This is a genomic window from Trinickia mobilis, from assembly GCF_017315705.1.
Classification (GTDB): domain Bacteria; phylum Pseudomonadota; class Gammaproteobacteria; order Burkholderiales; family Burkholderiaceae; genus Trinickia_A; species Trinickia_A mobilis.
Map to the genome: position 1 here is coordinate 229,165 of NZ_JAFLRF010000011.1, position 21,206 is coordinate 250,370.

General features: G+C 61.0%; 19 protein-coding genes. 9 read left to right on the forward strand and 10 right to left on the reverse strand.

The genetic code is table 11. The features are described 5' to 3' along the window. Positions 1 to 58: 58 nt before the first annotated feature. From J3489_RS17835 to J3489_RS17875, 9 genes are all read left to right on the forward strand, one after another. Positions 59 to 412, forward strand: coding sequence for a phage holin family protein (locus J3489_RS17835; protein WP_207000147.1), 354 nt, complete (start codon positions 59 to 61; stop codon positions 410 to 412). Between the two features lie 29 nt (positions 413 to 441). After that, the gene (gene metF, locus J3489_RS17840; protein WP_207000149.1) at positions 442 to 1,272 is read left to right on the forward strand and encodes a methylenetetrahydrofolate reductase [NAD(P)H]; all 831 of its coding nucleotides are present in this window, start codon (positions 442 to 444) and stop codon (positions 1,270 to 1,272) included. A gap of 152 nt (positions 1,273 to 1,424) precedes the next feature. Beyond that, the gene (locus J3489_RS17845; RefSeq protein ID WP_207000151.1) at positions 1,425 to 3,059 is read left to right on the forward strand and encodes an ABC transporter substrate-binding protein; all 1,635 of its coding nucleotides are present in this window, start codon (positions 1,425 to 1,427) and stop codon (positions 3,057 to 3,059) included. A 187-nt stretch (positions 3,060 to 3,246) separates the two neighbouring features. Beyond that, on the forward strand, positions 3,247 to 4,878 hold the full coding sequence (locus tag J3489_RS17850; protein ID WP_207000153.1) for an ABC transporter substrate-binding protein: 1,632 nt from the start codon (positions 3,247 to 3,249) through the stop codon (positions 4,876 to 4,878). Between the two features lie 142 nt (positions 4,879 to 5,020). After that, positions 5,021 to 6,031, forward strand: a complete 1,011-nt coding sequence (locus tag J3489_RS17855; RefSeq protein WP_207000154.1) for an ABC transporter permease subunit — start codon at positions 5,021 to 5,023, stop codon at positions 6,029 to 6,031. Between the two features lie 7 nt (positions 6,032 to 6,038). Continuing rightward, positions 6,039 to 6,956 (forward strand): ABC transporter permease subunit, encoded by a 918-nt coding sequence (locus tag J3489_RS17860; protein ID WP_207000156.1) that lies wholly within the window; start codon positions 6,039 to 6,041, stop codon positions 6,954 to 6,956. Continuing rightward, entirely contained in the window at positions 6,953 to 7,960 is a 1,008-nt protein-coding gene (locus J3489_RS17865) for an ABC transporter ATP-binding protein (RefSeq protein ID WP_207000193.1), read from the forward strand. Before J3489_RS17860 ends, J3489_RS17865 begins: the two co-directional genes overlap by 4 nt. Further along, on the forward strand, positions 7,960 to 8,976 hold the full coding sequence (locus tag J3489_RS17870; protein WP_207000195.1) for a peptide ABC transporter ATP-binding protein: 1,017 nt from the start codon (positions 7,960 to 7,962) through the stop codon (positions 8,974 to 8,976). Before J3489_RS17865 ends, J3489_RS17870 begins: the two co-directional genes overlap by 1 nt. Next, positions 8,969 to 10,135, forward strand: a complete 1,167-nt coding sequence (locus J3489_RS17875; protein ID WP_207000159.1) for a TraB/GumN family protein — start codon at positions 8,969 to 8,971, stop codon at positions 10,133 to 10,135. Before J3489_RS17870 ends, J3489_RS17875 begins: the two co-directional genes overlap by 8 nt. Before the next feature lie 198 nt (positions 10,136 to 10,333). Here the strand turns inward: J3489_RS17875 and J3489_RS17880 are convergent, their stop codons facing one another. From J3489_RS17880 to J3489_RS38860, 10 genes are all read right to left on the reverse strand, one after another. Then, the gene (locus J3489_RS17880; RefSeq protein WP_309491384.1) at positions 10,334 to 10,819 is read right to left on the reverse strand and encodes an ankyrin repeat domain-containing protein; all 486 of its coding nucleotides are present in this window, start codon (positions 10,817 to 10,819) and stop codon (positions 10,334 to 10,336) included. Further along, the gene (locus J3489_RS17885; protein ID WP_207000161.1) at positions 10,771 to 11,847 is read right to left on the reverse strand and encodes an IS630 family transposase; all 1,077 of its coding nucleotides are present in this window, start codon (positions 11,845 to 11,847) and stop codon (positions 10,771 to 10,773) included. The genes J3489_RS17880 and J3489_RS17885 overlap by 49 nt, the downstream gene beginning before the upstream one ends. 58 nt (positions 11,848 to 11,905) lie before the next feature. Continuing rightward, entirely contained in the window at positions 11,906 to 12,877 is a 972-nt protein-coding gene (locus J3489_RS17890; protein WP_207000163.1) for a WD40/YVTN/BNR-like repeat-containing protein, read from the reverse strand. A 29-nt stretch (positions 12,878 to 12,906) separates the two neighbouring features. After that, the gene (locus J3489_RS17895) at positions 12,907 to 15,267 is read right to left on the reverse strand and encodes an efflux RND transporter permease subunit (RefSeq protein WP_207000164.1); all 2,361 of its coding nucleotides are present in this window, start codon (positions 15,265 to 15,267) and stop codon (positions 12,907 to 12,909) included. 63 nt (positions 15,268 to 15,330) lie between these two features. Beyond that, on the reverse strand, positions 15,331 to 17,160 hold the full coding sequence (locus J3489_RS17900; protein ID WP_207000165.1) for a DUF1302 domain-containing protein: 1,830 nt from the start codon (positions 17,158 to 17,160) through the stop codon (positions 15,331 to 15,333). 67 nt (positions 17,161 to 17,227) lie between these two features. Beyond that, positions 17,228 to 18,589, reverse strand: a complete 1,362-nt coding sequence (locus J3489_RS17905) for a DUF1329 domain-containing protein (protein ID WP_207000166.1) — start codon at positions 18,587 to 18,589, stop codon at positions 17,228 to 17,230. A 738-nt stretch (positions 18,590 to 19,327) separates the two neighbouring features. Beyond that, positions 19,328 to 19,717: a hypothetical protein gene (locus J3489_RS17910; protein WP_207000167.1), complete on the reverse strand. Its 390-nt coding sequence runs from the start codon at positions 19,715 to 19,717 to the stop codon at positions 19,328 to 19,330. 225 nt (positions 19,718 to 19,942) lie between these two features. Then, positions 19,943 to 20,416, reverse strand: a complete 474-nt coding sequence (locus tag J3489_RS17915) for a 2,4'-dihydroxyacetophenone dioxygenase family protein (RefSeq protein ID WP_207000168.1) — start codon at positions 20,414 to 20,416, stop codon at positions 19,943 to 19,945. 227 nt (positions 20,417 to 20,643) lie between these two features. Then, on the reverse strand, positions 20,644 to 20,802 hold the full coding sequence (locus J3489_RS17920; protein ID WP_207000169.1) for a hypothetical protein: 159 nt from the start codon (positions 20,800 to 20,802) through the stop codon (positions 20,644 to 20,646). 41 nt (positions 20,803 to 20,843) lie between these two features. Next, positions 20,844 to 21,068, reverse strand: coding sequence for an SDR family NAD(P)-dependent oxidoreductase (locus J3489_RS38860; RefSeq protein WP_374193461.1), 225 nt, complete (start codon positions 21,066 to 21,068; stop codon positions 20,844 to 20,846). Positions 21,069 to 21,206: the final 138 nt, after the last annotated feature.

Below are 21,206 nucleotides of genomic sequence, written 5' to 3' on the forward strand. Positions count from 1 at the left end.
CCGCGCGCCGCACAGCGCGCGGCGGCCTTCATTGTGCCGGGCTAAAAAGGAGCTTTCGATGACTTGGCTGCTGACTTGGGTGATCAACGCACTCGCGCTTCTGATCATCACCTACCTCGTGCCGTCGATTCACATCCGCAGCTTCGGCACGGCACTCATCATTGCGCTCGTGCTCGGGCTCATCAACTCGATCATCCGGCCCGTCCTGATCGTGCTGACGCTGCCGGTCACGATCCTCACGCTCGGCCTCTTCATCTTGGTGATCAACGCGCTGTGCTTCTGGCTGTGCGCGTCGCTCTTGAAGGGCTTCGAAGTGTCCGGCTTCTGGGCGGCGTTCTTCGGCTCGATCCTCTACAGCATCGTGTCGTGGCTGCTGTCCGCGCTGATCTTCGGCAATCGCAACCTCGTCTGAGCCGGTCGCGGCCGATCCATTCACACATCATGAAACCGATCGAAATTTCATTCGAGTTCTTCCCGCCGAAGACACCCGAAGGCATCGACAAACTGCGCGCCACGCGCACGCAGCTCGCTTTGTTGAAGCCCAAGTTCGTGTCCGTCACGTTCGGCGCGGGCGGCTCGACGCAGCAAGGCACGCTCGACACCGTCCTCGACATGGCCGCCGACGGCCTCGAGGCGGCGCCACACCTGTCGTGCATCGGCTCGTCGAAGGACAGCCTGCGCGCGATCCTCAACCAGTACCGCGCGCACGGCATCCGTCATATCGTCGCGCTGCGCGGCGACCTGCCTTCGGGCATGGGCGAAGTCGGCGAGCTGCGCTATGCGTCGGAGCTCGTGAGCTTCATTCGCGCGGAATACGGCGACTGGTTCTGGATCGAAGTGGCGGGCTACCCGGAATACCATCCTCAGTCGCGCTCGCCGAAGCACGATCTCGAGAACTTCGCGCGCAAGGTGAAGGCCGGCGCGAATTCGGCGATCACGCAGTATTTCTTCAACGCAGACGCGTACTTCCGCTTCGTCGACGACGCGAAAAAGCTCGGCGTCGAAGTGCCGATCGTGCCGGGCATCATGCCGATCACGAACTTCTCGCAACTGATGCGCTTCTCGGAGATGTGCGGCGCCGAAGTGCCGCGCTGGATCGCCCGCCGGCTCGAAAGCTTCGGCGACGACAAGGAAGCGATTCGCGCCTTCGGGGTCGATGTCGTGACCGGATTGTGTCAGCGGCTCGTCGACCAGGGCGTGCCGGGGCTGCATTTCTACACGCTCAACGCCGCCACGGCGACCAAGGCGATTTGCCAGCGCCTGGGCGCTTGAGCCGTCCGGCCGGGTCGCGGCGTCCCCGCCGCGGCCCGTCCTTCGTAAGATCGGCGTAATCCCTGTCTTCGCCACGGAAAATATTGACTAAGCTACGATCACGTCGCTGAACGCATCGCTCGAACCAGAACGGTTACTAAAAGGAGCGCGTCATGTCGAAAGATCGTCGGCTGTCTGTTGTGCGCCTGACTGCTTTTCTCGTGGCTTTCGGCCTTTTCCTCGGCAGTTCGATGACCCCGTCCCGCGCGGCGCCGCTGCCCAGCAAAACCCTCGTCTACTGTTCCGAAGGCAGCCCCGCCGGCTTCGACCCCGCGCAGTACACGACGAGCGTCGAATTCACCGCGGCGGCCTACACCGTCTATAACCGGCTCGTCGAATTCCAGCACGGCGGCACGAAAGTGGAGCCCGGACTCGCTCAATCGTGGGACATCTCGCCGGACGGCCTCACCTACACGTTCCATCTGCGCCATGGCGTGAAGTTCCAGACGACCTCGTTCTTCACCCCCACCCGCGAATTCAACGCCGACGACGTGATGCTGACGTTCGAACGGATGTTCGATCCGAACAACCCGTTCCACAAGGCGTACCCGGTGCCGCTCCCGTACTTCACGGACATGGGGCTCGACAAGAGCATCTCGAAGATCGAGAAGCTCGACCCGTACACGGTCCGCTTCACGCTGAACTCGGTCAACGCGCCGTTCCTGCAGGAAATCGCGATGCCGTTCGCATCGATCCTGTCCGCCGAGTACGTGGATCAGTTGATGAAGGCCGGCAAGCCGGGCGATATCAATTCGTATCCGGTCGGCACCGGGCCGTTCATTTTCCGCAGCTACACGAAGGACGCGACGATCCGCTTCGACGGCAATCCTGATTATTGGAAACCGGGTGTCGTGCAGGTCGGCAAGCTGATCTTCTCGATCGCGACCGATCCGGCCGTGCGCGAGCAGAAGCTGCGGCAGAACGAGTGCCAGGTGATGAGCTATCCGCGGCCGCAGGACATTGCGTCGCTGAAGACCGATCCCGATTTGCAGCTGCCGAGCGAAGTCGGCTTCAATCTCGGCTATCTCGCCTACAACGTGACGCACAAGCCGCTCGACAACGTCCAAGTGCGTCAGGCGCTCGACATGGCGATCAACAAGAAGGCGATCATCGATTCGGTGTACCAGGGCGCGGGGCAGGCGGCGACGAACCCGATGCCGCCGACGCAATGGTCCTACGACAAGAGCCTGCGCGATGCGCCTTACGACCCCGACAAGGCCAAGGCGATGCTCGCCAAGGCGGGCTACCCGGACGGCTTCGACATCACGCTGTGGGCGATGCCGGTGCAGCGCCCGTACAACCCGAATGCGCGCCTGATGGCCGAGATGATCCAGGCGGACTGGGCGAAGATCGGCGTGCGGGCGAAGATCGTCACGTACGAGTGGGGCGAGTACATCAAGCGCGCGCACGCGAGCGAGCACGACGCGATCCTGATCGGCTGGACCGGCGACAACGGCGACCCCGACAACTGGCTCGGCGTGCTGCTCGGCTGCGATGCGGTGAACGGCAGCAATTTCGCTAAGTGGTGCTACAAGCCGTTCGAAGAGCTGATCCAGAAGGGCCGCTCGACCACGGACGTGGCGGAGCGCACGAATTACTACACGCAGGCACAGGAATTGTTCAAGCAGCAAGTGCCGTTTACGCCGATTGCGCATTCCACGGTCTATCAGCCGCTGCGCAAGGGCGTCACGGGCTTCAAGATCGATCCGTTCGGGCCGACGCAGTTCTGGTATGTGGGGCTCAAATAGCGCGAGGGCGATGCAATAGCGCAGGCGGAAAGCGGCGTGCCGAGTGTCCGCGTGAAGTGCCGCGAAACGGACTCAGCACGGGATTCCGCAGCTTGGCAATGCCTATTTTCGACCGCTTGTTCGGCTAATCAAAGGTCAGTAATATCGCGCTACGCCGGCCCAAGCCGGCTTGAGAACTGGAGGAAACATGAAGCAAACCCGACTGTTGCGCGCCATGCGTACGACCATGCTCGCGGGCGTCGCCGCAGCGGCATCGCTGGGCGCTGCGACGATCTCGCACGCCGCGATCCCGAACAAGACCCTGGTTTACTGCTCAGAAGGCAGTCCCGCGGGCTTCGATCCCGGTCAATACACGACCGGCACCGATTTCACCGCCAATACGTTTACGGTCTACAACCGCCTCGTCGAGTTCGAGCGCGGCGGCACCAAGGTCGAACCCGGCCTCGCCGAGAAGTGGGAGGTGTCTCCGGACGGCCTCACGTACACGTTCCATCTGCGTCACGGCGTCAAATTCCAGACGACGTCCTACTTCAAGCCGACCCGCGAATTCAACGCGGACGACGTGGTATTCACGTTCGAGCGCATGCTGGACCCGAACCAGCCGTTCCGCAAAGCCTACCCGGTGCAGTTCCCGTACTTCTCCGACATGGGCCTCGACAAGCTGATCACGAAGGTCGAGAAGGTCGATCCGTACACCGTGCGCTTTACGCTCAAAGAAGTGAACGCGCCGTTCATCCAGAACATGGCGATGGAGTACGCGTCGATCCTGTCGGCTGAATACGCGGACCAGTTGCTCAAGGCCGGCAAGGCCGCGGACATCAACCAGTATCCGGTCGGCACGGGCCCCTTCATCTTCCGCAGCTACACGAAGGACGCGACGATCCGCTTCGATGGCAATCCTGACTATTGGAAGCCGGACACCGTGAAGGTCTCGAAGCTGATCTTCGCGATCACCCCCGACCCGGGCGTGCGCGTGCAAAAGCTCAAGCGCGACGAATGCCAGGTGATGGCGTATCCGCGTCCGGCCGATATCGCGACGCTGAAGGCCGATCCGAACCTCGACATGCCGTCGCAGCCGGGCTTCAACCTCGGCTACCTGTCGTACAACGTGACGCACAAGCCGCTCGACAACGTCCAGGTGCGCCAGGCCCTCGACATGGCGATCAACAAGAAGGCGATCATCGATTCCGTGTACCAGGGCGCAGGCCAGCTCGCGGCGGCGCCGATGCCGCCCACGCAATGGTCATACGACAAGAACCTGAAGCTCGCGTCGTACGATCCGGCGAAGGCGAAGGACCTGCTGACGAAGGCCGGCTTCCCGAACGGCATGGACATCACGCTGTGGGCGATGCCGGTGCAGCGTCCGTACAACCCGAACGCGCGCCTGATGTCGGAAATGATCCAGGCCGACTGGGCGAAGATCGGCGTGCGCGCGAAGATCGTCACGTATGAGTGGGGCGAGTACATCAAGCGCGCCCACGCCGGCGAGGACGACACGATGCTGATCGGCTGGACCGGCGACAACGGCGATCCGGACAACTGGCTCGGCACGCTGCTCGGCTGCGATGCGGTGAACGGCAGCAACTTCGGCAAGTGGTGCTACAAGCCGTTCGACGATCTGGTCAAGAAGGGCCGCGAAACGGCGGATCAGACGCAGCGCTCGCAGATCTACACGCAGGCACAACAGCTCTGGGCCCAGCAGCTGCCGTTCTCGCCGATCGCGCATTCCACCGTGTATCAGCCGGTCAGCAAGAAGGTGACCGACATGCGGATCGACCCGCTCGGCTATCTGCGGTTTGACGGCGTCGGCGTGAAATAAGGCTCGCCGTACGGCTTGCCGTAAGGCAGGCAAGGTACGCTTTTTAACGATCGCTGAAAGTCCTCACAAAGTCCGGCGACGGGGGTCACGAGCCCCTTGTCGCCGGTCGCGTTTTTCCTCCTCGAAGATTTAGGGACGAACCATGTTCCGATTCGTTTTGCGCCGCATCGGCATGGTGATACCGACATTCATCGGCATTACCATCCTCGCTTTCGCACTCATCCACCTGATACCGGGCGACCCCATCGAATTGATGATGGGCGAGCGCGGCGTCGACCCGGCCATGCACGCCGCAGCGCTCCACCAGCTCGGGCTCGACGAGCCGCTGCCGCTGCAGTATCTCCACTACGTCGGCCGCGCGCTGCACGGCAACCTCGGCATGTCGCTGATCACCAATACGAGCGTGATGGGCGAATTCCTCGCGCGCTTTCCGGCGACCGTCGAGCTGTCGTTCTGCGCCATGCTGTTTGCGCTGATCGTCGGCCTGCCGGCCGGCGTGTTCGCGGCGCTCAAGCGCGGCACGGTGGTCGATCACGGCGTGATGGGCACCGCGCTCACCGGCTACTCGATGCCGATCTTCTGGTGGGGCTTGATCCTCATCATGTTCTTCTCGGCCGATCTCGGCTGGACGCCGGTGTCGGGCCGCATCGCGGTCGAATACGACATTCCGCACGTTACCGGCTTCATGCTGATCGATGCGCTGCTCGCGCCGGACGAAGGCTCGTTCAAGTCGGCGGTGAGCCACTTGATCCTGCCGGCGATCGTGCTCGGCACGATTCCGCTCGCCGTCGTCGCGCGGATGACGCGCTCGTCGATGCTCGAGGTGCTGCGCGAGGATTACATCCGGACGGCGCGCGCGAAGGGGCTCTCGCCGGTGCGGGTCGTCGTCGTGCATGCGCTGCGCAATGCGCTGATTCCGGTCGTGACCGTGATCGGCCTGCAGGTCGGCACGCTGCTCGCGGGGGCCGTGCTGACCGAGACGCTGTTCTCATGGCCGGGCGTCGGCAAATGGCTCATCGATGCGATCAGCCGGCGCGACTATCCGGTGGTGCAAGGAGGGATTCTGATGATCGCGACGCTCGTGATCGTCGTGAATCTCGTGGTCGATTTGTTGTACGGCGTGCTCAACCCGCGCATTCGCCATACGAGGTGATCTAAATATGGCAGACATCCAAAACACCGTCCCCCAAGCCGTCACGCCGCCCGGCGGCCGCGCGCTCGCGCTGCGCGAGTTCTGGGCCAACTTCTCGCGCAACCGCGGCGCCGTCACGGCGGGCGCCATCGTGCTCGTGCTGATCTTCATCGCGATCTTCGCGCCGCTGATCGCGCCGCACAGCCCGATCGAGCAATACCGCGACAACGTGAAGATCCCGCCCGCCTGGCTCGACGGCGGCAACTGGAGGTTCGTCCTCGGCACCGACGAAGCGGGCCGCGATATCTTGTCCCGCCTGATGTACGGCGCGCGGATGTCGTTCTGGATCGGCTTCGTGTCGGTCGTGCTCGCGCTGATTCCCGGTATCGTGCTCGGCCTCGTCGCCGCGTTCTTCGACAAGTGGGCCGATACGCCGATCATGCGTCTCATGGACGTGCTGCTCGCGCTGCCGTCGCTGCTGCTCGCGGTGGCCGTGGTCGCGATCATCGGCCCGGGCCTCACGAACACGATGTTCGCGATCGCGATCGTCGCGCTGCCGGGCTACGTGCGCTTGACGCGCGCATCCGCGCAAGGCGAATTGCCGAAGGAGTACGTGACCGCCTCGCGCGTGGCCGGCGCCGGCACGCTGCGGCTGATGTTCTCGCAGGTGCTGCCGAACTGCACGGCGCCGCTGATCGTGCAGGCGACGCTCGGCTTTTCGTCGGCGATTCTCGACGCGGCCGCGCTCGGCTTCCTCGGCCTCGGCGTGCAGCCGCCGGCCGCGGAGTGGGGCGCGATGCTCGCCTCGGCGCGCGACTACATCGACAACGCCTGGTGGATCGTGACGATGCCTGGCCTTTCCATCCTGATCTCGGTGCTTGCAATCAACCTGCTCGGTGACGGACTGCGCGACGCGCTCGACCCCAAACTGAAACGGATGGCCTGAACATGAATTTACTGACCGTCCGCAACCTGCGGGTGAATTTCAGCGGCCTGCCCGCTGTCGACGGCGTCGACATCAGCATCGCCCCGGGCGAAGTCATCGGCATCGTCGGTGAATCCGGCTCGGGCAAGAGCGTGACGATGATGGCGCTGATGGGCTTGATCGACGCGCCCGGCATCGTGACCGCCGACGAAATCACCTTCAACGGCTGCGACCTCCTGAAAGCGACGCCGAAGGAGCGCCGCAAGATCGTCGGCAAGGACATCGCGATGGTGTTCCAGGACGCGCTGACGAGCCTGAACCCGAGCTACACCGTCGGCTACCAGATCAAGGAAGTGCTGAAGCTGCACGAAGGCTTGCGCGGCGACGCGCTCCACAAGCGCGCGCTCGAGCTGCTCGACCAGGTCGGCATTCCCGACGCGAAGAACCGGATCACCTCGTTTCCGCACCAGATGTCGGGCGGGATGAACCAGCGCGTGATGATCGCGATGGCCGTCGCGTGCAACCCGAAGCTCCTGATCGCCGACGAGCCGACCACCGCGCTCGACGTCACGATCCAGGCCCAGATCATGGACCTGCTCGTGAAGCTGCAGAAGGAGCGCGGGATGGCGCTCGTGCTGATCTCGCACGACCTGGCGGTCGTGTCCGAGGTCGCGCAGCGCGTCGCGGTGATGTACGCGGGCGAGGTGATCGAGACGAACCGCGTGCCGGACATCTTCGCCGCGCCGCATCATCCGTACACGGAGGCGTTGCTCGCTGCGATTCCCGAGCACAATGTCGGGGCGGTGCGGCTCGCCGCGTTGCCGGGCATGGTGCCGGGCCGCGACGACCGGCCGAAGGGGTGCATGTTCGCGCCGCGCTGCAAGTATGTGGTGGACGATTGCATGAAGGCGAGGCCGGCGCTTGCTATGCTTGACGCGCCCGACGAACGCATGCGGACGCGCTGCATCAAGCCGCTCAACCTCGACTCGATCCATTCGAACTCCACCCCGCACGGAGGCGCATGATGAATGCAGTACCCCAAACGCCTCACGCGCAGCAGGGTGAGGACCCGGTGCTCGTCGCCGACAATCTGACGAAGCACTACCACGTCAAGCGCGGGATGTTCGGCCAAGGCACGGTGAAGGCGCTGAACGGCGTGTCGTTTTCGCTGACGCTCGGCAAGACGCTCGCGGTGGTCGGCGAGTCGGGCTGCGGCAAGTCCACGCTCGCCCGCCAATTGACGATGATCGAGCCGCCGACCTCCGGGCGCTTGCTGATCGAAGGCTATGACGTAGCCGGCGCGAGCAAGGAGAAGATCGCGGCGCTGCGCCGTAACGTGCAGATGGTGTTTCAGAACCCGTTCGCGTCGCTGAACCCGCGCAAGACCGTCGAGCAGACACTCGGCGAGCCGCTTGCGATCAACACGGCGCTCTCCGCCGCCGAACGCGCGCAGCGCATCGCGCAGATCATGCGCACCGTGGGCCTGCGGCCCGAGCACGCAAAGCGCTATCCGCACATGTTTTCGGGCGGCCAGCGCCAGCGCGTCGCGATTGCGCGCGCGATGATCCTCGATCCGCAGATCGTCGTCGCCGACGAGCCGGTGTCCGCGCTCGACGTTTCCATCCAGGCGCAGATCCTGAACCTGTTCATGGACTTGCAGGATCAGTTCAAGACGAGCTACGTGTTCATCTCGCACAACTTGTCGGTGGTCGAGCACGTCGCCGACGACGTGATGGTGATGTACTTCGGCAGCGTGGCCGAACTGGGCGACAAGAAGACGATCTTCGCCAAGCCGCGGCATCCGTACACGCGCTCGCTGATGTCGGCGACGCCGGCGATCTTCGAGTCGGACCGGCGCATCCAGATCAAGCTGCAAGGCGAGATGCCGTCGCCGCTCAATCCGCCGTCGGGCTGCACGTTCCATCAGCGCTGCCCGTATGCGATCGAGCGGTGCCGCAGCGAGGTGCCGCGGTTGCGAGAAGTGGACGGACGGCAGGTGGCGTGCCACCGGGCCGAGGAGGTGGGGGAGGCGGATGCCTGAAGCGCGGGCGGCGCGTCGCATTGCGCGCCGCTTGCACGAAGGCGGCGACAGCGCCGCTTTCGCGCGGCGCTGGACAGCGCTCCTCTTCGTGAGCGCTGCGCTTGCGCTCATCCCGCGCGGCTCCGACGTACTGATAGGGATAGCGCAGGCCGCCGGCGCACCCGTCAATACGGCGATGCCGCCGGCGCATTTGCCGGTGCCGTCGCCGGCTCCCTCCGGGACGCGGGCGACCGGCCAGCCGCCGGCTGCGCTGCCCGGTTTTCATCCGCCGCCGATGCCGAGCACGAGCGGCGGCACGACCGCAAGCGGGCCGGTGCAGGTGCAGCCTGCGCATATGCCGTTCTATGTCGCCACCAAAGGGCAGACGACGATTTACCTGCTCGGGACGCTGCATGTCGGCGATCCCGCCGACTATCCGGCGAGCCAGCCGTTTCGGCGGCCGATCTTGGCGGCTTTGGCCGCGTCTTCGACGCTTGCGCTAGAGCTGTCGCCGGACGATCTGATCGAGTCGCAGGACGACGTGACGAAATACGGCGTGTGCGCGCGCGAGTGTCTGCCGCGTTTGTTGCCTGATGCTTTGTGGCGCAAGCTCGCCCATCGCTTGCGTGGCAATCCTGCCGCGCTCGATGAGATCAAGAAGACGCGGCCGTGGCTCGCCGCGCTCTTGGTCGAGACGTACGATTCGCTCGCCGCGGGGCTGCAGACGGAGTACGGATCGGAAGCGCAGTTGCAGAACGTCTATCTGAGGACGAAAGGCCGGGTGGCGGGGCTGGAGACGCTAGGCGAGCAGATGCGGGCATTCACCGGACTGACGCTCGCGGAGCAGCGCGAGATGCTCGCGCAGGATCTCGCGCAGACGCCGGCCGAAAACGTTGCGGACGTGGTGGAACTGCACCGCCTATGGCGCATCGGCGATGCGGACGCGATCGCCGCCTGGGCGGCGGCGAAGTCCGACAAGCTCGCGCGCTCGCAGCGCATTTCGGATGCGATCGACAACAAGATCGTCTACGAGCGGAACCGGCGCTTCGTCGCGCGGATGATGTTGATCGCGGCGCCGAACAAGCCGGTCTTCGTGGCGATCGGCGCGCTGCATTTGGGCGGGCCGAAGGGCGTGCTGGCGTTGCTGCGCCAGCACGGGTTCGTGGTGGAGCCGGGCTGAGCCTTTCTTCGCGCTGCGTCCGATGCGTTCCATGCACCGCTCGCAGCGTCTGCCGTCACAGGGACATCAAGAAGTCCTTTATGCGGTGTTCGTTTCTTATGTACGCTGGCTCGATCAAAGCGGGAGGATGCTGTCATCCAAGCGCTGGGGCGCGTTGCCGCCCCAGCGGGCGCGGATTTGCTCCGGTGTTTCAGGCGGTCACTTCACGCCCAGCTTGATGATGCGGTCGCGGATTTCGGTGAGTTTTTTCGATGTTTCCGAGTTGGGAGAGCGAGCGTTTCTATTGATGTCATCCGAAAGAACCAATGGAAAGGAAATGCCATTGATGTTGTAGGTATTGGGATGCGCTCCATGATCAAGGAGATAAGCAATTTGATTCAGCCCGTTGTTCATTAAAGCTTCGTAAAGTGGCGTATTGCGCAATGAATCTCGCTTGTCTACATTCGCGCCACGGGCAATCAGCAGCTTGAGCGATTCAAAGGTTCGTTCCTTCGTTACGAAAAAAATTATCGGCGTGTCACCTTCGGTCGTTGTATTGGCATCAACGCCGGCATCCAGCAACGTGCGTAGGAATTCCGGTGGTTGACTGTTCAGCACTACTCGTAGCGCGCTGCCGAAGTTTGGCACTTCATGGTTTAGGTCTGCGCCCGCTTTGACCAGTCCGTTGAACCGGATGAATTGCACCGGATGCGTCGAGGATCGGAATACTTCCATTTCAACGGGGCAGCCTGCTTGTTGTATTGGCGGATATAGCGCATGAGCTTTTTGTCGAGGTCTTTGGTGCTGGTGAATACCCCGCGCGTGATGACGTCGCGCTGGATGCGGGCAAACCAGTTCTCGACCTGGTTCAACCATGACGAATACGTGGGGGTGTAAAGTATCGAGACGTTCGTATGGTCCGCCAGAAAGGTTTGAACGGCGTCGGTTTTATGGCTGCTCACGTTGTCGCAGATCACGTGAATCTCCTTTCTGGCCGGCTGCGCCGATACCACCTCGGTGAGGAACGCGACGAACTGGGCACTGGTATGGCGTGGCGCAGTCTTGCCCAGCACTTCGCCGGTGGCGACATTCAGCGCTGCAAACAGGCTCGGGGTGCCGTTGCGTTTGTATTCGAAGCCGTGACTTTCGGCGCGCCCGGGCGAGAGCGGCAACATCCGGTCTTTGCGATCAAGCGCCTGAATGGCCGTTTTCTCATCCACGCAGAACACCGCCGCATGCAACGGCGGGTTCAGGTACAGGCCGATCACATCGGCAGCCTTGGCCTCAAAGTCGGGATCGTTCGACACCATGTGGGCATCGAGACGATGCGGCCGAACGTCGTGCTTGCGCCAGATGCGTTGGACCGTCATGAAGGGCACGCCCAGCTGCGCGGCCAACTTGCGGCTGCTCCGATGCGTCGAGCCGTCGGCCGGTTTGCGCCGCAGCGTGTAGTCGAGCACTTTCGCCTCAAGGCGCGCCTGGTCACGGCGCGGCGCACGACCTGGGTGCCTGCCATACAGGCCTGCCAGACGCTCACTGGCGAAGCGGGTTTGCCATGTGGTGATGAAACGCGAATCGCATCGCAATTCGTTCATGATCGCCCCGCGCGAGGCACCTTCGTGGAGCAGCAGGATCAGCCGCGCTCGCCTTACCTGACCAACGGCCATCGTTCGGCTGCGCTGCATCGACAGCAATTCTTCGCGCTCGGCTTCACTCAGATTCATTTTTCCCATGCACCTTTAGATCGGTGCAATTTCATTGGTTCAATGCCTAGTATCGAGCCGTCCTTCATCAATTGCTTGTCACGACGCCGTCTTTTGAAAACAGAACGGGGGCATGTGTGCGCGATAACACGACAGCCGTCAGCGCTTCGCGGTCCTCGCGATGCTTCGGAGCATATCGCTGCGCATTGGTTTTGCCGGCGATCAGCAGGCCGTCGAGTCCGACGCCAAACAGCGTGTCTCCCGCCGTAACCAGATCGGTGATGGAACTGGTTGTACCGGACTCGACTGTGCTCCAAGTGTCTCCATCGTCACGGCTGACATAAAGATGGCCGAGCAAGCCCCCAACAAACACCGCCCCGTCTTCTGCAGCCGTACCCGCCCAAAGGCTGCCTTTTCCGCCGGTACGCCGGTATTCCCAGCTGGCGCCATTGTCTTTCGAACGAAGCACAAACCCCTGCTCCGCAGCCACAAACAACGTGCCATCCTTACCTGCAAAGATACAAAGCAGATTGCGATCCGCCTTGCCACCGCCCGGCGGCGGGGGCAGCTTGACCGTCGTCCAATGTGCGCCGCCATCGTCGGTCTTCAGCATCAAGGACCACAACCCCACCGCCCAGCCATGAAGCGGATCAGAGAAGTAAACCGAGAAAAGCGGCTGATCCGTGGATGTGTCCGAGCGTTGCAACTTCCACGTTTCACCTCCGTCTTCGGTCGCCACGATGACGCCCCATTGGCCAACGGCCCATCCGTGCGAATCATCTGCGAAATACACGCCGGTTAGCGTTGAAGACACCGGCACCGAGCGGGCCTGCCTGTAGGTCTTACCATCGTCGTCCGACAGCAGCACAATGCCGTGCTCTCCGACGGCAACCATGCGCGAACCCGACCGCGCCGCGGCAAGCAGCATCAGATGTGTGGGGTTATTCCAGTCATGTGCCGGCGTGATCTGGAGCGCAGCCGCCGTCGGGTCGTCTGCCTGTGCAGCGGCGCACAGGGAAATGCACAAACACGCTGCAATACCGATTAGTTTCTTTCGCATGAAAAGTCCTTCGTAACGCATGCTTCAAATCAATGGCTGAGAAGCCCTGGCGCCTTGACCGGAGTACGACGGGGAAACCACCTTTCCAGAACGACTGCGAGTGCCGGCAAGGCGGTCATCGCCATCACCAGGTTGACGATAAACATGAAGGCGAGCAGCTTGCCCATGTCCGCCTGGAATTTGAGTGCCGAGAAACTCCAGGTGGCGACGCCGACTGCGAGGGTGATCGCGGTGAATATCGTTGCAACACCCACCTCCAGCATTGCGTGCTCGACGGCCTTCACGATGGACTGGCCATTCGCCATATGCAACTGAAGGCGGTTATAGATGTAAAACGCGTAGTCGACGCCGATGCCGACCGCCAGCACCATCACCGGCAAGGTCGCCACGGTCAGGCCGATCTGCAGCTCCTTCATGAACCAGTAACCAATGAAGGTGGCAACCGTCAGCGGAGCACAACAGGCCACCATCGCGCGAATGTCGCGATAGGCGAGAAACACCAGGATCAGGATCGCAGCGTACACATACAGCATCATTGGCAACTCACTCTTTGCCACCTCGTCATTCGTCGCGGCAATCACGCCGGCATTTCCCGCTGCCAGCCGGATGCTGACGCCTTTCAACTGATGCGAGGCCCGATACTGCTTGACGTCCTCCAGAATGCGAGTAAGCGTGGTCGCCTTATGGTCGGTAAGGAACAGGTGCACAGCCGTCATACTGCAATCCTTGTTCATATAACCCTTGATCCGGCCGATTTCGGCTGACAATCCACCATAATTGCCGGGATCAATCGGCACGACGTTCATTTTCGGATTGCCTTCGTTGTAACCCTCGTTGTAATCGCGCAGCATCGCCGGATAGGACTCCACTGAAACGACACCCGGCTCGCTCTTCATTGACGTCGCAAAGTCGTCCTCGAAGAGGCCTACGACCGGGTTATCGCAGGCCGAACCTGATGACTCGAAGACGACCGTCAGCCAATCGAGGCCCACGTCGTAATTGCGCGCAATCGATACCGCGTCGAGATTGAAGCGCGCGTCGGCGCGCAGTTCGGGTGCTCCTGGCTGCAGCGTTCCGATCACGCGGTCACGGCTTTGCCACGCGGCGAGCACGAACACGACCGCCGTCACGGCAAGGACGATATAGGCGTTGCGGGGCTCAGCCACACGCGCCAGCTTGCGCAGCCATGCCGACCGCGCTTCGCGCTTGTCGAGCGCGCGATCGGCGTAGGCCTTCGTGAAGTGGAAGCACGACGCGGCCACCGGCAGCATGATGAGGTTCGTGATGATCTTGTAGCCCACGCCAAGCGACGCCGTAATCGCGAGCTCACGTACCATGGGAATCGGGATTAGCAGCAATGTAATGAACGAAACGAATGCGGTGATCAACGCCAACGTGCCCGGAATCAGCAGTCCACTGAAACTGCTGCGAGCGGCTTCGATCGTGCTGCGGCCGTGCGAAAGCTCCCGCACGATATAGTTGACCTGTTGTATGCCGTGTGAAACCCCGATCGCAAACACGAGGAAAGGCACCAGCACGGCGAGCGGATCGAGGCCGAATCCAAGCAGCTTAAGCGTACCGAACTGCCAGACGAGCGAAGTCAGCGAGCAGACGACCGGCAATATGGTGAATCGAATCGAATGGCAATACCAGTAGACCGCAAGCGCGGTCAGCAGTAATGCAATACCGCAGAAACCTAGAACCGCCTTGGCGCCATCAGCAATGTCTCCGATCTGCTTCGCGAAGCCAATGATCTGGACTTCATAACCTGCGTCTTCAAACGGCTTGCGAACCTGCGTATCGAGCAGATGGTTGAGGTCGATATAGTCGAGCGCCTTGCCCGCACTGTCGCGCTCGCTCAGCTCGGCCGTGATCATCGCGCTGTCCTGATCATGCGAGACCAGCGTGCCGATGTATCCCCCGTTGGTCGCCGATTGGCGGATCTTCGCGACGATCCCGGGCGTCAACTGGTTCGGCGTGATCGTCCCGTCGATCACCGGATTGGCGCGAAACCCATCCTCCGTGATCTCGTTCACGAACGCATTGGGCGTCCAGAGCGACAGCACGCCCTGCCTGTCGACCCCAGGCAGAAACGTAACCGCCTGTGTGACCTGATACAGCCGGGTCAGTCCCTCGGGCGTCCATATACTGCCGTGATGCGCGCGAACCACAACCGTCACGCGGTTCGCGCCGAAGAGGTCCTTACGATACTTCTGGAACGTCTGGATGTACTCGTGTCCGACGGGCATCTGTTTGTCGAAGCCGGCTTCCATGCGCAACTGCACGGCGAACACAGCCATCACGGCAGTGAAAACGGCAATCGCCGTAATAACGGTGCCTCGATGCCCGAAAAAAAGTTCCTCAAGACGAAGGACAAAGCGATTTAGCACGAGATCTTCCCTTCAAATGTTGTGGCACGCACGGCTGGCGCGCCACGTCGCAGCCTCTACACCTCAGAAGTTGCGGGTAACGAACGCACCGACAAAATTACGATCTGCGTACGGCTGCCCAACCGTTTCATGTCCGCCGAAGAACGCTGTGTAATTGATGCCGGCCTGCCAGACGGCTGGGTTCTGGTTGAACAGCACGTAGAAGTTCAGCGACTTCGCGCCCTGCAGGTAATTGGCCGAGAAGGTCGGGGTGTAACCGTACAGCGCATCGGTAAAGGTCACACCAGGGGTGACCTGCCAGCCGTGAATCAGGGTGCCGTCATAGGTCCAGTTGAAATCCACCGTCGCGCCGACTGAACTCGCAGTCCCCTGCGCGGCGGCAATCGGATAACCGAGGCCCGAGCCGTTGTTCAGCCACGTGTAGTAGCCGGCGGCCGGCACCTGCGTCACGCTCTGGCCGTTGATCGTGCGCGTCACGCCGCTCGAGTCCACGCCCGGGTAGTAGATCCAGGTCAGCTCCGCCGTTAGCACGGCCATATCGGCGTGTAGCAGCTTCAGGAACGGATACTGGCTCTGCGTTAGGTTCAACTGTCCGTTGATGTCGTACTGCAACTTCTTCTTGTCGACCCACTGCTGACAATCAATGCCGGAGACGCCGTTCGTGTTCGCGTCGAGCGGGCCGCCCGCGCCATAGCAGCCTGACAGCGCCACTGCATCATGCGGACGATAAGACAGCTCCGTGCCGATCGCCCAGTCTCCTAGCGAGAAGTTCGCACTGGCACCGAACAGTTGGCGGTTCTGGAGATACGACCACTGACTCGAACCGTCCGCAAGCGTCGAGAGCACCGGCGATTTATCCGTGTAGTTTTCGTAGTAGAAACCGAAATTCACCTCCATGTTCTTCGGCTTGTAGTTGAGCTTGAGGCCGAATTGCGGCTTGTACTCGCTCGGCAATTGCGTGGAGACCGGGATGCCGATCGAGTTGAACGGAGCGCCGGCATATTGCCCGTTTACGAGGCCAGTGTTGATGGCCGAAATCGTCCCCGAATTGCCGCTGTTGGCGCCCGCGATGGTGCCCGCATCCACGCCGCCCACGTTGAAGTTGTTCGAATTGACCGTAGCCGGCTGGGCACCCCGACCGAAGTTGTTCCCAACTGACCAGAACGTGCCGACCGGAGGGTAGCGATTGCCGTTCCATTGAAACTGGTAGTAACCCTCGGTGCTGAAGCCGTGTCCCAGCCCTGCCGCAAAGCTCAGCATCGGAGCGGGCAGCAGCGCCTGCTTGAGTTGCGTGCCCGGGATCAGGAGCTTCTGGATATCGACGGAGTTGGTCGCGTTGATGCCGCCGGTCGCGAAGTAGCTCTCGCCCCAATTGATGACCTGATTGCCAAGGCGCACGTGCGCCGCCTCTGTGCCGATATTGAAGTCCTTCTCGGCCCAGAGGTCCAGCAGTTGCGCCGGGTACTGCACCTGCGCAAGCGCCGTACTCGAGAGCGGCGTTCGCGCGGTATCGGCCACCAGAAAGTCATACATGGTCGTACCGCGAATCATGAACTTGAATCCCTCGCTGGGCATCGTCAGCAACAGCTCACTGGTTAAGCTGAGATAGGTGCTGAAGGGCTGCCCCTTGCGATAGTTCAAGTCGCCGTCGTCTCCGAAGCCCCACTGGTTGACGTTCGCTGCCGAACCGCACCCGTAGGCATTCGGGTCGCCCGTCAGCGAGCAACTGGGACTCTTCGTGCGGATGCCGGCACCTCCAGTCACATTCGATACCCAGGAACCCGACAGGTCGCCCAGACCCGTCGTGAAATCGTAGCCGTATGCGTTGCCCGATACGGCACCCAAAACCGCGAGCGAAACGGATACCGAAAGGCCAACCCTTGTCGTTTTCATTACTCAGTTATCCTCCATTTTTTATCTTGACGTGCGGCTCGCGCACGTCCCTGCCGAACCTGTCGCGTCAGCGTTCGCTCATCGAGCGCAGGTTCTCCGCTGAGTAGTAGTCAGCCGTGAAGCGCGGGTCGCTGGACGTCTCAAGGTAGCGGATATCCGTGCCCGCCCCAATGACACTCTGGTCCGCAACGTAGCGACCCGACGTCAGGTTGTACTGGGCGAAGGGCTCGATGTCGCAGGTCCCACCCAACTCCCACACTGGAATTGGATAGCCTTCCTTGGCCTTCCACAGCTTGCCCTGGGCGTCATAATCCTCGCCCGCGAGTGCGAGATAGGTGTCTTCGTCGAGATACAGCACTTTCTTCTGCGAAATGTGCCGCATGTTGGGCTTGAGAGTCGCTTCGAGCACGTAGACGCGGTGCAACTCATAGCGTCGCGCTGAAGGGTCCACCTGGTCGGGCTTGAAGACGTCGCCGACGCTCTTTTTGAAGTCATACATGCCAAAATCGTTGTATGGCACGTACATTTCTTTCTTGCCGACGATCTTCCAATCGAAGCGGTCAATGTCGCCATTGAAGAGCCACGGTTCGTCGACTGTGTACTGGTTTTCGAATCCGATTTGCGGTGCGTCATAGTCGTAGGACGGCATCCGTCGCACGCGACGCTGCCCTGGGAAGTAGTAGTACGTCGGCGTCTCGTTGTTCGCGTAGTTATACGTCTGGACTAGGCCCTGTCCAGCAAGCGCGGGCGGCCCATCGTACCCAGCGTAGATCGAAAACAACGCGTCGTTTGGGCCAAGGGCATTCGTCCCTTTCTTGGCCCACGGGAAATACAGCGTCTGGTGGCTCACCGCTGAAATCCAGTCTGAACTGCCCGGTCGGGGCGACACGAGTGTGTAGACTTTGTTCCACTCCGCGCCGACGCCGCGATAACGCGTCAGATAATTCCAGATCGCCTGCTGTCCGCTCTTGGCCCCGGGAAACGGCAGACCGGGCAAGGCGGCACTTTGCAAGTGGTCGCCGGTCTGATCGAGCTTCGCGCTCACCGCATTCTTCTTGATGTTTTCCTGCACCCAGTCCGGATAGCTGCAATCGCGGTGGGTCGGGTAAACGTCCATCCGGTATCCCTTGAACTGCTTGAAGAGCGCGACTTGGCCCGGTGAAAGCTTGTCTTCGTACTTGGCGAAGTTCGACGCGTCGATCGAAAAGAGCGGTTGTTCGTTCTTGTATTTCCAATAAGCAGCACGAACTTTGCCTTGGCTCCATCCCGCCTCTGGCACGTCCGTTCCACCAAACGCTGGAATTGTTCCATCCTTGTTCGCACCGCGCTCTGCGCCTGTAACCGTTAGTTCACCGGATGATTGAGCCCAGACCGATGCAACCAGCACGCTCAACGCGGCAAGCGCTCCCAACCTTGCAAGTCGCTTCATTTCATTCTCCTCTCGTCATGCTCTATAAGTCACGAAATCTTGATCGGGATGCGGTTCCGATCGAATTGGAGTCTCTCGCTCGACCGGAACCTGTGTTCCACGGAGGCAATTTAGAGGCGACAAAAAAAAGGCTTTATCCGAAATCGGCTGGCGTGTTCCTAGGACTTACCCCCCCTTGCCTTCACATGAAAAACGAGGATTGCCACGCACTTCGATCCGGCCGAGATAGAGACTCGGCTAGCATGCGGGGGAACGCGTGGATTAATCGGATAGCGCATTCGGCATCAAACGACACGGCAATCCGCACCTGGCTCCGCATGCGCAGGAGATGTGCGTCGCACAGACGCTGTTTGTGCGCGCAAAGGAGGGACTCGCACCAAATCCGTTGCAAGAGAGCGGTCCTGCCGGAGGTGTCCGTTGAAGTGTTTCGACTTGAACACGCGCGTGCCGCTTGCGACAGCGGCTCACCGAATTCTCCGCGGTTTTCCAGGCGAAATCTTTAAGGTTTTCGAAACAACACCATGCGGGCCGGACCCGAGATGGTCAGGGATTCGTAGGTATCTTTATGAAGTGGCAGCCGTCCGCTGCGCAACGCCGACGTATTGCCGCCCGCGCCGCGTTCACAGAACGCCCCAGAAACTCGCCGCGCTAATCTGGCAGTCGTTAGCACGATGCGCGGGGCCCTTGCGCCTCAAGTATTCACGGATCTTGAAAAAAAGATCTGCCGAGAGAACACGTCTATTTCGAGGTGACTTCGACACACACGCATTGTTCGAAAGCACTGCGCTCCCGAAAAAGCCTTTCAGGTAAAAGCACTGCCTCGGCCGCGTTAATCTGCATCAGTAGCACAAAGCGCGCTCCGTCAGCACGTCCAACGATCGCGCACGTTGTGTCGTCGGCGCCATGATTGAAGCGTGGGTCGCCGGCCATGATGTCGACGTCGTCGTGCAGTCCGTGGCAGCGCGCTCCATCGACGACATTCCAGTTGTCCGGCACTCGGTACAAAATATCCAGCACGTCGTCGGACCACGAAATAACCGTCCCGCTTGCGTCGGCACATCGGAGAAACCAGTCTCCGCCCGGTTCGACGCGCATGACTCGAACAGCGGCGACGGCATAGAGCAGCATGGAGTCCCCCACAGAATAAGTCGAGGAGAGTCGGGACTGCGACCGAGTATTAAGTGGCATGGAGAGTGGCGCGAAAATCACGTCAAGCATTCGCGTCAAGCGAACCCAAACGGGCGTCCGCCTTCCACGTTCGAAACCTGTCTGCGGACGCGGCTCACCGGGTTTGCATAGTCGGCAACGATGCGATCAGACTATTTAGGTAAGAAGTTGCCCGCTTTGACCCTGCTAGAAAGTAATGCACTCCTGCTTGATCTCGTGCTTGACGCAGTGGTCGCGGTACTTCTTGAGAAGGGATTGCCAGTTCTCAATTTCTGTTACATTTCCCTCGTCGTCAAGAAAGACCAGCGCTCCTTCGACAACAGCAAAGATGATGACGTCTTCGCCAGGAAGCATGCGCGGCCGGTGGGTTGAACCCGCAGTCTCATAGGCAACGTCGCCCGGTTTCGCGTTCCAGCCATCATCATATGTCCAGTTACCCTGGATCGTGTAGACGATCACCGTTCCAGGATGGAAGTGAATCGGGAGGAAAGCGCCCGGCCTCGACTTGATGAAAAACACGATCTGGCCGGTAGACGGATTAAGCCGGGCGATTTTGATCTGATGCCCCTCGGCCCAGTCAATCCACGGGAGCTTCTCTGTGTCGACGTAGCTCGCCTGGACTTCGATATCAGGGTTTGTTTCGTGTAGGGACGTGCTCATTAGTTGTCTCCATCTATAAGATACGTAGGTTTGGATTTTCAAAATCGCTCGGTCGCGAAGTCAATCGGTCTGGTAACAGGCACTTCCGACAGGCGATTTTCGAAGCTTTCCGAGGCCTCATACTAAAGAATGGCCCGACTTGCCTGTTATCCGAATTTGGCAGTAGGAATCTATTTTTTTGCTTTCTGGCGACTCTCTAGCGCCCGGTGGGAGCGCCAGTTGGCTTCCTAATGGCTGAACGCCTGTTCCTCATACGGGGCAGTTAATTGAGCCGAGCTTTCTGTCGTCGCATCCCCTCCGGCGACAATGATCGTCTGGCCGCTTAGATATGCGGCTTCGCTTTCGAGATACAGCATGGCGTGTGGGATGTCACGCGGAGTGCTCATGTTACCCACCGAGAGGCTTCTCGAAATCTCCTTGATATCGGCTACGTTAGCGAAACGTCAATGGGATGTGTGCGGACGAATCCCATCTCGGCACTGTTTACGGTGATGCCCAAACGTGCATACTCAAGTGCTGCGGATTTGATAATGCCTTTCACGCCTGCCTTACTCGCAGCGTAGTCGGACAGGAGCGGTACCGCCACGGGAGGGCGGGTTACCGATGACATGATCGCTGTGATTGGTGCCCTTGGTCGACCGGCGCCTTTCATGAGAGCACCCAAGATGCAGGTCAAGGGTATATCCGGCTGATTACCCGCCGGTACAATCGATCTACTCAAAGCTGTTGGCCTGAAGGATCACCCCAAGATTGCTGCTACTGCACCAGTTGGTGAGCCCGCCACCGACTG

Bases quoted from the DNA above. Each gene is read 5' to 3' on its own strand.
- J3489_RS17845 (WP_207000151.1), top strand. From the start codon at position 1,425: ATGTCGAAAGATCGTCGGCTGTCTGTTGTGCGCCTGACTGCTTTTCTC.
- J3489_RS17870 (WP_207000195.1), top strand. From the start codon at position 7,960: ATGAATGCAGTACCCCAAACGCCTCACGCGCAGCAGGGTGAGGACCCG.
- J3489_RS17875 (WP_207000159.1), top strand. From the start codon at position 8,969: ATGCCTGAAGCGCGGGCGGCGCGTCGCATTGCGCGCCGCTTGCACGAA.
- J3489_RS17900 (WP_207000165.1), bottom strand. From the start codon at position 17,160: ATGAAAACGACAAGGGTTGGCCTTTCGGTATCCGTTTCGCTCGCGGTT.
- J3489_RS17885 (WP_207000161.1), bottom strand. From the start codon at position 11,847: ATGGGAAAAATGAATCTGAGTGAAGCCGAGCGCGAAGAATTGCTGTCG.
- J3489_RS17905 (WP_207000166.1), bottom strand. From the start codon at position 18,589: ATGAAGCGACTTGCAAGGTTGGGAGCGCTTGCCGCGTTGAGCGTGCTG.
- J3489_RS17835 (WP_207000147.1), top strand. From the start codon at position 59: ATGACTTGGCTGCTGACTTGGGTGATCAACGCACTCGCGCTTCTGATC.
- J3489_RS38860 (WP_374193461.1), bottom strand. From the start codon at position 21,068: ATGAAAGGCGCCGGTCGACCAAGGGCACCAATCACAGCGATCATGTCA.
- J3489_RS17860 (WP_207000156.1), top strand. From the start codon at position 6,039: ATGGCAGACATCCAAAACACCGTCCCCCAAGCCGTCACGCCGCCCGGC.
- metF (WP_207000149.1), top strand. From the start codon at position 442: ATGAAACCGATCGAAATTTCATTCGAGTTCTTCCCGCCGAAGACACCC.
- J3489_RS17915 (WP_207000168.1), bottom strand. From the start codon at position 20,416: ATGAGCACGTCCCTACACGAAACAAACCCTGATATCGAAGTCCAGGCG.
- J3489_RS17850 (WP_207000153.1), top strand. From the start codon at position 3,247: ATGAAGCAAACCCGACTGTTGCGCGCCATGCGTACGACCATGCTCGCG.
- J3489_RS17910 (WP_207000167.1), bottom strand. From the start codon at position 19,717: ATGCTGCTCTATGCCGTCGCCGCTGTTCGAGTCATGCGCGTCGAACCG.
- J3489_RS17855 (WP_207000154.1), top strand. From the start codon at position 5,021: ATGTTCCGATTCGTTTTGCGCCGCATCGGCATGGTGATACCGACATTC.
- J3489_RS17890 (WP_207000163.1), bottom strand. From the start codon at position 12,877: ATGCGAAAGAAACTAATCGGTATTGCAGCGTGTTTGTGCATTTCCCTG.
- J3489_RS17920 (WP_207000169.1), bottom strand. From the start codon at position 20,802: ATGAGCACTCCGCGTGACATCCCACACGCCATGCTGTATCTCGAAAGC.